Annotated in this window: 12 protein-coding genes; 4 read left to right on the top strand and 8 right to left on the bottom strand. The window is 37.5% G+C overall.

The window, feature by feature from the left end; genetic code table 11:
* Nucleotides 1-40: 40 nt before the first annotated feature.
* Both QBK89_RS14035 and QBK89_RS14030 read right to left on the bottom strand, forming a co-directional pair.
* Entirely contained in the window at nt 41-247 is a 207-nt protein-coding gene (locus tag QBK89_RS14035) for a zinc ribbon domain-containing protein (protein ID WP_284141685.1), read from the bottom strand.
* 43 nt (nt 248-290) lie between these two features.
* Nucleotides 291-872 (bottom strand): TetR/AcrR family transcriptional regulator, encoded by a 582-nt coding sequence (locus QBK89_RS14030; RefSeq protein ID WP_284141684.1) that lies wholly within the window; start codon nt 870-872, stop codon nt 291-293.
* A gap of 191 nt (nt 873-1,063) precedes the next feature.
* Here QBK89_RS14030 and QBK89_RS14025 point away from each other — a divergent pair, with 191 nt between their 5' ends.
* Nucleotides 1,064-1,966, top strand: a complete 903-nt coding sequence (locus QBK89_RS14025; RefSeq protein WP_284141683.1) for an ABC transporter ATP-binding protein — start codon at nt 1,064-1,066, stop codon at nt 1,964-1,966.
* On the top strand, nt 1,966-3,570 hold the full coding sequence (locus QBK89_RS14020) for an ABC transporter permease (protein WP_284141682.1): 1,605 nt from the start codon (nt 1,966-1,968) through the stop codon (nt 3,568-3,570). The genes QBK89_RS14025 and QBK89_RS14020 overlap by 1 nt, the downstream gene beginning before the upstream one ends.
* A gap of 37 nt (nt 3,571-3,607) precedes the next feature.
* Here the strand turns inward: QBK89_RS14020 and QBK89_RS14015 are convergent, their stop codons facing one another.
* Nucleotides 3,608-4,294 (bottom strand): TraR/DksA C4-type zinc finger protein, encoded by a 687-nt coding sequence (locus QBK89_RS14015; protein ID WP_284141681.1) that lies wholly within the window; start codon nt 4,292-4,294, stop codon nt 3,608-3,610.
* 66 nt (nt 4,295-4,360) lie between these two features.
* On the bottom strand, nt 4,361-4,807 hold the full coding sequence (locus QBK89_RS14010; protein ID WP_284141680.1) for a GNAT family N-acetyltransferase: 447 nt from the start codon (nt 4,805-4,807) through the stop codon (nt 4,361-4,363).
* A 127-nt stretch (nt 4,808-4,934) separates the two neighbouring features.
* On the opposite strand from QBK89_RS14010, the gene QBK89_RS14005 reads away from it, so the two are divergent.
* Nucleotides 4,935-5,822, top strand: a complete 888-nt coding sequence (locus tag QBK89_RS14005; protein ID WP_284141679.1) for an NAD(P)-dependent oxidoreductase — start codon at nt 4,935-4,937, stop codon at nt 5,820-5,822.
* A gap of 61 nt (nt 5,823-5,883) precedes the next feature.
* Here the strand turns inward: QBK89_RS14005 and QBK89_RS14000 are convergent, their stop codons facing one another.
* The 3 genes from QBK89_RS14000 to cspD form a co-directional block, all read right to left on the bottom strand.
* Nucleotides 5,884-6,201: a hypothetical protein gene (locus QBK89_RS14000; protein WP_284141678.1), complete on the bottom strand. Its 318-nt coding sequence runs from the start codon at nt 6,199-6,201 to the stop codon at nt 5,884-5,886.
* Nucleotides 6,198-6,884 carry a class I SAM-dependent methyltransferase gene (locus QBK89_RS13995; protein WP_284141677.1) on the bottom strand — a complete coding sequence of 229 codons (687 nt, stop codon included), beginning with the start codon at nt 6,882-6,884 and terminating at the stop codon, nt 6,198-6,200. Before QBK89_RS13995 ends, QBK89_RS14000 begins: the two co-directional genes overlap by 4 nt.
* A gap of 147 nt (nt 6,885-7,031) precedes the next feature.
* Nucleotides 7,032-7,229, bottom strand: coding sequence for a cold-shock protein CspD (cspD, locus tag QBK89_RS13990; protein ID WP_284141676.1), 198 nt, complete (start codon nt 7,227-7,229; stop codon nt 7,032-7,034).
* Nucleotides 7,230-7,590: 361 nt separating this feature from the next.
* Here cspD and QBK89_RS13985 point away from each other — a divergent pair, with 361 nt between their 5' ends.
* On the top strand, nt 7,591-9,231 hold the full coding sequence (locus QBK89_RS13985; RefSeq protein WP_284141675.1) for a helix-turn-helix domain-containing protein: 1,641 nt from the start codon (nt 7,591-7,593) through the stop codon (nt 9,229-9,231).
* Nucleotides 9,232-9,322: 91 nt separating this feature from the next.
* On the opposite strand, the gene QBK89_RS13980 is transcribed toward QBK89_RS13985, so the two are convergent.
* Nucleotides 9,323-9,415 carry an IS3 family transposase gene (locus tag QBK89_RS13980; RefSeq protein WP_481937822.1) on the bottom strand — a complete coding sequence of 31 codons (93 nt, stop codon included), beginning with the start codon at nt 9,413-9,415 and terminating at the stop codon, nt 9,323-9,325.
* Between the last annotated feature and the right edge of the window lies 1 nt (nt 9,416).

Below are 9,416 nucleotides of genomic sequence, written 5' to 3'. Positions count from 1 at the left end.
AAAACGACTCTTCCGTGGTCAACGAAAGAGTCGTTTTTGTTTATCCGAAAAACAGGTCAAGAATATTGCTTCCTGATGAACTCTGCTTATTATAAAACTCTGAATATCCACATTGCTTACAATAGACTACAATAAAGTGATTATGCTGTACATCAAACATTTTAGATAATCCTGTTCCTGTCATGGCAACTTCCTTTTGCTCGGCATCTGTACTCCCACATTTTATACAACCTTTTTCATGATCCATTTTATCCCCCGCTTCATTTCATTTTCACTCTTTATTCATCATATCATTTTCCGCCAGATATCCCATAAAAAAATAAGGTTGTTAAATCCTCTGTAATCGGAAGAAGCGAAGCGGAAAGCTCTTCTCGTTGTAGAGCTTCTTTAAATAATTGCATATAAACAAGAATTGCCTCATTAGATATTTGCCTGTTTACATACCCCTGTGCTTTTCCGTCATCAAATAATTGCATCATTTGTGGCAAAACTTTTTCCTTATATAACTTTTCCCAATAGCTTTCATTTCCCGCATAATGCTTCATGAAATCCTCAAAAAATCGTGCACTCATTTGATTTGCGGTTTCTTTTTTTTCAAAAATGATTTGCTTTACTTTTTCAGGAAAAGTAAGATCACTTTTAAAAAGTGCATCATATTCAAGCCACATATTATTAATATAGTACTTCATTACTTCATCAATAAGTTCATCTTTATTTCCAAAATAGTTATATATTGTCACCTGCGAAACATTAGCCTTCTTTGCAACTGTTGAAACAGGAACGCTTTGAAAGCCTGATTCCTTAAATAAAGCTAATGCCGCTTCTAATATTGCTTGTTTTTTTCGATGCTTTCTTCGTTCAAAGCCATTCATTTCATGTCACTTCCCATTTATTGTTTCTTCTTTTATTTAGTTTAATAAAATTTATGTATTAAAACAATAAATATATTTCATAAATATATTGATATACAATTCGTTTTTCTATATTATGAACTATATAAGGTTAAATATTTCATAATTAAATTATTGGCTTCCATGGCTTTTAAAATAGAGGAGGAATTTAGATGAGCATTTTAAAAACAGAGCAGCTTGTAAAACGATTTGGTAATTTCAATGCGCTTGACGGGATTGACTTAACGGTTAATGCAGGAGAAATCTATGGTTTTATTGGTCCAAACGGAGCAGGAAAATCAACAACCATTCGCATCCTACTCGGTATACTCAAGGCGACGGAAGGAAGTGCATCCATTTTTGGATTGGACGTTTGGAAGGATGCTGTTGCGATTCATAAACGTATTTCCTATGTTCCTGGTGATGTGAATTTGTGGCCAAATTTAACCGGCGGCGAGGTAATAGATCTTTTTATGAAGCTTCGGGGTAATTCGAATATGACAAAGCGAAATCAATTATTAGAACAGTTCTCCCTTGATCCGAGCAAAAAATGTAGAGCTTATTCAAAAGGAAATAGGCAAAAGGTTGCCCTTGTTGCTGCATTCGCATCTGATGCTGACTTATTTATTTTAGATGAGCCAACCTCTGGGCTCGATCCATTAATGGAACGTGTTTTTCAAGAATGTGTGCTAGCTGCAAAAAATGAAGGGAAAAGTGTATTGCTTTCTAGTCATATTCTTTCGGAGGTAGAACGTTTATGTGACCGCGTTGGAATCATCCGCCAAGGAAAAATGATTGAAACTGGTACATTACATGATCTACGTCATTTAACAAGAACACATTTGTTCATTGAAACAAAGCAACCAATTCCTTCATTCGAACATGTAGGTGGTGTCCACATCGTAGAAACCAATGGGAATCGTCTCTCCATCGAAGTAGATACAAATCAATTAGATGAGGTAATCAAACTTGTAAGCTCATTTGGGGTCATTAAATTGAAAAGTTCACCTCCAACGTTAGAAGATTTATTTATGCGACATTACGAGCAATCTAGCCCGGGAGGAGAGTTATCCTAATGTCAAATCAAATGTTCAAGAAATTAGGGACGTTAATTCATTTTATTTGGCGTCGTGATCGAATTCGACTCTTCATTTGGATTGCTGCTATTACGGCTACTACTCTGGGTACGGCTAGTTCATTTTCTGGGCTATATGTGAATGAAAACGAACGACAGCTATTAGCAGAAACAATGATCAATCCTGCAATGATTGCTATGGTCGGTCCTAGCACAGGCTTAGACAATTATACTTTCGGAGCAATGCTTGCACATCAAATGCTTCTATTTACGGCGATTACCGTAGCAATTATGAATATTTTATTTATCACACGACATACTCGTGCCGATGAGGAAGAAGGCAATATTGAAATGATTCGCTCCTTGCCAACAGGACGTCTCTCTAATTTAACTGCTGTCTTAACCGTAGCACTGATCTCGAATGCTCTAATCATGGTTATCATTGGAGCTGGATTACCTTTACTTCAGATTGATAGTATCGATTGGAATGGCTCAATCCTGTATGGGGCAGTATTAGGAGCAACTGGATTCTTTTTTGCAGCGATCACGACATTATTCGCACAGCTTTCAGATAATGCAAAAGGCACCATCGGATTTTCCTTTACGCTTTTAATTGTTTCGTACCTAATCCGAGCGATTGGCGATGTAAGCAATGACACCCTCTCAGCCTTCTCACCATTGGGTATTATACTTGATACACACGTATTCGTTCTGAATGATTGGTGGCCATTAGCTATCCTTGGCATGCTTACGGTTTTAATCGCTCTTTGCGCCGTTTATTTACACGCTATTCGCGATTTAGGAGCAGGTTTTTTTCCAACGAAGCCAGGAAGAGTGCATGCATCGAGATGGCTGCAAAGTCCCTCTGGTTTAGCAATTAGGCTACAACGTACCGGAATTATCGCCTGGGCAATTGGCATGTATGTGCTTGGCGCTTCTTATGGATCTGTCTTAGGAGATCTTGATACTTTTTTCGTAGACAATGAAGTAATGCAGGACTTTCTAGCCCCCATACCAGGTGTTTCCCTAACCGATCAGTTCATCTCCTTGCTGCTCACGATCATGGCAATGATAGGAACCATCCCTGTTCTTTTAAGCTTATTAAAGCTAAAAGGAGAAGAATCAAAGCATCGTTTAGAAAGTATGCTAGCACTACCGATTTCTCGCTATCAGCTGCTTGGAAGTTATTTCATGATTGCCATGCTCCTAAGTATCTTCATGAATCTTTTGGCAGTGCTTGGCCTCTGGTCTGTCGGTAATACTGTATTGGATAATGGACTTTCGCTAATGACACTAATCAAGTCAGCCATCGTTTATCTACCAGCAATCTGGGTTATGGTTGGCGTTGCCATAGTGTTGCTTGGTACCACCCCTAAGCAAACAGGGTTTATATGGTTATACCTCACATATTCTTTTATTGTCGTATATATGGGGGATTTATTTCAGTTTCCAACTTGGATGAAGAAAGCTTCCCCATTTGGATATGTTCCGCAAATGCCTGTTGAAGATATGCGTGTAACACCGGTCTTATCTTTATTTGTTATCGCGATTATCATGATGATCGCGGGATTTCTTTTTTATCGAAAACGAGATCTTCAAGGGTGAAAAAAGAGGCTGTCTCGCGCACGAGATAGCCTCTTCCTTAATCAATTTCATCATCTAATTTTTCTTCGTACTTATTATGATTTGGGGTGACACCAGTAAATTTCCCTTCCCGGTCTGCTGCTAAAAATCCTTCAAGCTCTTCTACACTTCCTATTTGCTCATAACCATCACTGTTTGGAAACATTTCATCATAATTATCGCGATCCCCATAAAAATCGGATGGTGTTTCACTTGTTCCATACCGGCTCACTTCTTGCCAAGCATCCTCTGCATCATATTCAACCTGATTTTCATCTGTCACTTCGTCTGGATTGATGTTCGGACTAAATACTTTTTCTTCAATTGGACGATTATGCTCAAATGTATCATTTGCTGCATGGTTAATGCACCGATCTGTAGTTGGGATGGCTTCTAGCCTTTCAAAAGGAATATCCTCTCCACACGCTGTGCATATTCCATACGATCCTTCATCCATCGCATGAAGTGCTGCATTTATTTCTTCCAGTTCCTTCTCTGCATGCTCATTAAGGGCAATATCCTTTTCCCGTTCAAACAGCTCAGAGCCATGATCACCTGGGTGATTATCATAATTCGATAATTCACTCATTGATTCTTTGTTCAGCTCCATTTTCGTACCAAAATGATCTTGAATAGAAGCGATTAATTCCGATTGCCGCGCTTTCAAACCTGCTTTCAACTGCTCCTGTTCCGCCATCGTAATCATCCAACTTCACTCCTCCCATAAAAAAGGTGCTACTTATACTATGTGTAGTTGCTTAAAGATGATGCTTTATTTTTTCTCGTAGCGCATGTCAATATGTGGTATCCCATCATCTAAATAGACTGCGGAAATTTTTCTAAACCCGAGCGAGCTATAAAATGCCTCTAAGTGAGATTGTGCTTGAATTTTTATTGTTTTTTCTCCCATGTTATTAGTAGTATAGTTAACTGCATTTTGCATTAATTTCTTGCCAATTCCCTTGCCGCGATAGCTTTTATTGACGATTACTCTTCCTATGGAGGCTTCTTTATACTTATATCCGGCTGGTAAAATCCGCACATATGCGACTAACTGTTCGCCATCCGTTAAATAATAATGGATCGATTGCTGATCATAGTTATCTAATTCTGGATAAGGACACGCTTGCTCAACAACAAAAATATCAACCCGTGCTTTTAAAATATGGTATAGTTCATTGTTTGTTAAATCCGCAAACGATTTTATATGCCATTTCATGAAATCACTCCTAAAAATTACTTTCTCATTAAGTTTTTATGGTACATTTAAAGAACAACTAACGTAAATAGACAGTTTTGCCTACAAAAATTAATGAATAAGTAATAGTATACCGGAAGAAATGGAAGTGAGATACGTAAATGGACTTAACAAACAAACCATTGGTTTTATTGGTACAGGTGTCATGGGTAAAAGTATGGCGACTAATTTGCAAAAGGCGGGCTATCCGTTACATATATACACCCGCACAAAGGAAAAAGCAACAGATCTCATTAACGATGGAGCCATTTGGATGCCTACTGTAGCAGAGCTAGCGAAAGCATCTACTATTATTATTACGATGGTTGGCTACCCAGAAGATGTGGAAGAGGTTTACTTTGGTGAAACAGGAATCTTAGAAAATGCAAAACCAGAATCAATTGTTATTGATATGACGACTTCTAAACCAGCTTTAGCGCAATCCATCTTTACCAAAGCACAAAATAACGCCATTCATGCGTTGGATGCACCTGTATCAGGTGGAGATATTGGAGCTAAAAACGGAACCCTTGCTATCATGGTCGGTGGAGAAGAAAAAGCCTTTCAGGCGCTGCTGCCCATCTTCCAAATCATGGGAGAAAACATCATTTATCAGGGACCTGCTGGGGCTGGACAGCATACAAAGCTTTGCAATCAAATTACAATTGCTTCAAACATGATTGGTGTTTGTGAAGCAATTGTTTACGCAAAAAAGGCTGGCTTAGATCCTTCTCGGGTGCTTGAAAGTATTACAACCGGAGCAGCGGGAAGCTGGTCCTTAGCAAATCTTGGTCCTCGAATGATTCAAGAGAATTATGCACCTGGATTTTATGTAAAACACTTTATTAAAGATATGCGCATTGCACTTGAATCAGCGAAGGAAATGGGACTAGCTACTCCAGGGCTTCTTCTTTCCTTGGAACTTTATCAGCAGCTAGCCGAAACTGGCGAAGGAGACAGTGGCACGCAAGCCTTAATTAAATTTTTCGAAGCATAAAGGAGAGCTTTGCTTTACTGCTAGCTCATGCGAATAACGTAAGCAATGAAAAAGAGAGCATTTAATTAGAATGCTCTCCTTTTCGTTGCTCCATCTTTTTTTGTACGGCAAAGGCTAAATCTTCATTTCCGAATAGCTGCAATGCTTGGAGTAACGTTTCATCTGCAATTTCCATTGCCTCATTTTGTGGAACGGTTAATTCAAGAGCTTCTTGTAATGCATCATTTGCTTTCTGCTCAGGATAGGCCTCAGTATAAAGTTCCCACGCATCGATTCCATGGTTCATACACCATTGTGCATAAATGAGAATCATCATTTTTTCGTCTCGCTGATAATTTTCAATCACCTGTTTACTTTTTTCATTAGGAGTCACATTCATTCACCACCTTTTTTCAAACAAAAAACCCACATAAACGATAATGCTTGTTTGAGCTCAAGTGGTAGCCCTTCAAGATGATTATCATTTACACCTTTTTTATATACTCCAAAGCCATCATTATATGTAAAGCCTAGTTCCTGAGCCAACTGTAAAAATTCCCAAGGCATCATTGAATTGGCAATTGTTTTCTCGCCATATAATCTGGAATAGCCATTTGCTCGTGGTCCCGCAGTAGGCCCTAAAATCCCCGCAAAAAACAGTCCGTCCGTCTCTAAGTGGTTCTTAATCTGTTTTATTGCATCTGCTGGTATTTCTGTCCATTCTAAAACATTTATCGCCATAATCGCTTGGAATTTCGTTGGAGATTGGGAGAGAGATTCAACCGCACCTTGCTTAAATAAAAGGCCATTTTCATTCCAACGTTCCTGTGCAAAAGCAATCATATTACTTGAGATATCCATCCCAGTTACTTTGTATCCTGCTTGGTGTAGCTTATGTGTACCATACCCATCGCCACAGCCAATATCTAGCACATGATCTCCTGCATTAAGATGTTGGTTAATAAAAGGGATAATTTTTTTCCTGCTTCCATTATCCCACATATTCTTACTTCGTTCACTCCAGAATAATGCACGTTCATCCCATTGTTTTTGGGATGCTTGAAGCCAGTCAAAACCTGTCACGAAAGATCCCCCTTTTATCCGCTTGATCATTTATTCGTAATCGATGAGAGTATATCACGTCCTGTTCAAGAATAGAACAATTATGACGTTTCATTAAATCATAAAAAAAGGCTTATCTCATTTGAGATAAGCCTTTTAATTTATGAATTATAGCTTTGTAACGTTAGCTGCTTGTGGTCCACGGTTACCTTCAACGATTTCGAACTCAACTTCTTGACCTTCTTCAAGAGTTTTGAAGCCGTCAGATTGGATAGCTGAGAAGTGTACGAATACATCGTCGCCGTCTTCGCGCTCGATAAAACCAAAGCCTTTTTCTGCGTTAAACCATTTTACTTTACCAGTCATGTTATATGACCTCCTTATACAAATATCGTGCAAAGTAATTGAATCTGAATACTTTTACACCACTTGTTAAAGAGATCGTAAAGTATTGCTTAAATTTCAATTTCCTTTTGCATCTTTAACTTTACCTTTTTATGAAGAAAAATGCAAGTAAATATCCACTTATTTAATAATTTTTTTCAGAAATCCTTCTATAGTCCTATTTTTTTCCAATTTATCAATGACTAAAACTCAAAATATCATACAACAGTATATCTAAGTCAATTATGACTAACATAAGCAGTATGAATATTGTATAATAAGATGTATTCGAGTCAAAGTAATTTTTCTATGAAGTAATTTTTTTGAAAATGAGGAATATATAATGGCTAAAGTAATGCGAAATTTACTATCAATAAGTAACATCAACCTAACAATACTTGCAGGAGAAGATGGACTAGATCGGCCTGTAGAAACAATCGACTATTGGAATCCAAAATCTTCATTTACCGATAAACATGCAATCCTTTTATTACAGACGAGTGATAATAACCAACAGCCTATTGATTTGACGAAAGAAATTGTGCAATTAAATATGCTGGAATGTGCTGGATTAGTTATCCAATCAAATGAACGTATTTCACAAGATACATTGGAACGAGCAGATTTAATCGATTTCCCAATCATTTCATTACCAGACGCTGTTTCTATGCACGCAATTAAACAATATTTAATATCCGAGCTATGGGGAAGTAAGCTTGCTTTCACAGGAGATACGATTGCATTTCAAACTAGGTTAATGTCTTTTTTACGAAAAGAAACATGTATAAAGCTCATCATCGATGATTTGGCTGCGTTAATGAACAGCCCGATTTACTTATACAATCCATTTGGTAACTCTTCCTTTAGTGCACAATTTTCAAGTTCCGGCCTACTACCTGCTGTTTACGAAATCGAAAAAACCTTTCATGATGTCCAAGCAAATAATGCGCGTGCCAATCAGAGCTTCATTCGGAAACAACTAGATTGGAATAATCAGCCCGTAACATTGGAGCTTTGCCTTATCCATACAACACAACCACTTCCATACATGCTAGCAGTTGTGGATAGTAATGAGCAGGAATTCCAAATTTCAAGTTTTATACGCAGTATCCTTCATCAACTTCTTGTTGAAAAAGAAGCGGTTGAGCAACATGAACGGCTTAGCAAAAACAACTTTTTTACAGCTGTAGTGGATGGAAGCATTCGTACAAGAGAAGAAATTGTCTCTCGAGGCGACATATACGGTTTACTTGATGATCGCAAATATGCATGCATTGTATGCCAGGTGGATGCTGATAAAAAACAATCACCACACATCATTGAAAGTAACTTAAACCATTTAGCATATTATTTTTATGATTTATTTGGAAATGCATTGCATGCACATCATATCGAACATTTTATTTTTAGAAAAAATGCGTATTTTGTTACCGTATTACAATTTCCATTAAAGTTCAACCCGAAGCTTAAAGAAACCATTTTACAGTTAATTAATCAATTCCAAAGGAAGGTTGAACAGGAGTTGCAGCTTTCCATCTCCTTTGGCATTAGTAACTTTATTAATGATATAGCACATTTGTCAATTACATTTCGCGAGGCAGTCGATGCACTTCTTGCTGGATTATCACTAAATCAAAAACAATATGTTGGCTTTTATAAGCCAAAGGAACTAAAAGAATTATTAAAAATGATTCCTTCAGATAGCTTTCTTGATTTTTATGAGGAGACATTGCGCTCGCTTGCCTTCCCAAAATCAAAGGAAGAAACAGATCTTGTAAATACATTACATGTGTATCTTGATCAAAATTGTGAAATTACCGAAACCTCTAAACTGCTAGGGGTCCACCGTAATACCGTGAAATACCGTATTGCAAAATGTGAAGAGATATTACAATATAACATCCAAGAACCAGACTATTCATTAAGGCTTCGAACGGCCCTATTAATGAAGCACCTTTTCACAGATAAGCCACGGAACCATTAAACGCGAAAATGATTAGATACTCCATATTAATCCAAAAAAGGAGCTCCTCGACAAACTCGGTGTACTGAACCCATAAAGTTAGACTAAATTATTAAGCAGATAATTGGCTGGTTTGTTTCCGGTATTCAACTGGACTCATTCCAGTCAATTTTTCTTTAATCCGTTTATTATTGTAGTAATCAATA

Source organism: Virgibacillus sp. LDC-1 (assembly GCF_030137545.1).
GTDB lineage: Bacteria > Bacillota > Bacilli > Bacillales > Amphibacillaceae > LDC-1.
Note: the sequence above shows the minus strand (reverse complement) of the source record. Positions and strands in the feature narration are given on the sequence as shown.